This window comes from Streptobacillus notomytis, assembly GCF_001902585.1.
GTDB lineage: Bacteria > Fusobacteriota > Fusobacteriia > Fusobacteriales > Leptotrichiaceae > Streptobacillus > Streptobacillus notomytis.
On the sequence record NZ_LKKV01000076.1, the window covers coordinates 1 to 1,657 of the forward strand.

A 1,657-nucleotide genomic window follows, 5' to 3' on the forward strand; every position below is an offset into this window, starting at 1 on the left:
TAGAGGAGAATGGGACAAGAAATTTGAGAAAGATAAAGATACTTTAAAAGAATATTATCATTCACAAGGATTAAGATTTAAAGATGGAGAAGAATCTTTATTCTCAGGAATATTAAATTATGATCATAGTAAATTTAAATTACATAGTGGAATAATATATACAGCAGGATATTTAAATAATAATACATTTAGATTAGAAAATTTTGTAAACATAAAGACTAATAAGAATAACCATGAGATAGAGGGGGATATAAACTATAAGTTAAAGAATGATACTTACACTAAGGGAGGAAGATTAAAGTTAGGATTAAATACAACAAGTAAATTAGGAAAATTAGAGATAAAGAATAAAGGAAATATATATTTAGGAACAATAGTACCAAATAAGAAGAACTATTCAATATTACTTGAGAGTCAATCAAAGTATAATGTAAGTAATAACCTAGAGTTATTAGGAGGACTAGGTACAGAGGTAGTATTTAAGGAAGTAGAAACAAATAAATCTGTAAGTGACTTAAAGGTATTATATAATTCAGAAATAAAGTTTGATTTAAAGTATAGTAATGATAAATTAGAATTAGAATCAAATAATAAGATAAAGGGAAGAGTAGAGACAAAGGGATTAAAGTTAAATGCAGAGGAATATGAAGCAACTAAAAAGAATCAAACAATAGCCTTTGCCTACAGTGGAAACATGTTAAAGTATAGATTAAAAGACTTTGATATTAGGTTAGTAGGAAGATATGCAGGTAAGGTAAACATGAAGAAAGATAGTAATGATGCAAAGTATGATAAGACAGAACATTTATTAGAAGTAGGGACTGGATTAACAATAGAGAAGAAGAATAAGAGATTTGATACAAGAAGTAGTATAGATGGAAGATATATATTTGGTAGAATAGAAGATAAGAACTTTAGTATAATAAATGCATGGAGTGATAATAAAGCAGAGTATATGGTTAATGAAAGATTAAGATTAAGTGGAGAATTAAACTTTACAAGTTCAAATAGGCTATCAATATTAAATCATAACGCAAATGATGATGAACTATTACTATTAGCAGACACAAAAGGAATAATAGATTACAATATAAATAAAAAGCTAAGCTTAACAACAACACTAGGAGCAAAGAGTATATCATTATTTAGTCAGTTAAACAACGGTGCTATGGCAGCTGCATCACAATCTAGTGGTAGTGGAGGCAATGGTAATAAATTACATTTAAAGGCACAATATGGATATAAGGTATATAATGATAATAAAGTAAAGTATCAAGTAAAGGAAAATATAGGGATAGTAGGTAAGTTAGGAATAAGTTATGCAGATAATATAACATCAGATAAGTTATATGAGAGTTTAACTAAGCTAAAGAGAGATCAGATAAAGGATAAGGGGATAGAGGAGTTTAGTAAAGAGGATTTAAAGAATATAACAGAAGAAGAAAATAACTTTGGTAATGATACAAGATCATTATTATTAATAGCACCAAGTGTAGAGGGAGAGATAAGCTATTTAAATGATAAGTTGTTAATTAAGCCTAGTTTAGGAGTAGACATAAAAGCATATATGAAATCAAATCAATCTAAACTTGAGTATAAGGCAACAAATGTAAAGACAGGATTGAAGGTAGAGTATAGATGGTAGGGAGAGGAGAAT

At 27.9% G+C, this 1,657-nt stretch carries 1 protein-coding gene; it reads left to right on the top strand.

The annotated features are described in order from the left end of the window. A partial coding sequence (locus BUE91_RS02950; RefSeq protein WP_073507903.1) for a hypothetical protein occupies nucleotides 1-1,645 on the top strand: 1,645 nt, incomplete at its 5' end. Between the last annotated feature and the right edge of the window lie 12 nt (nucleotides 1,646-1,657).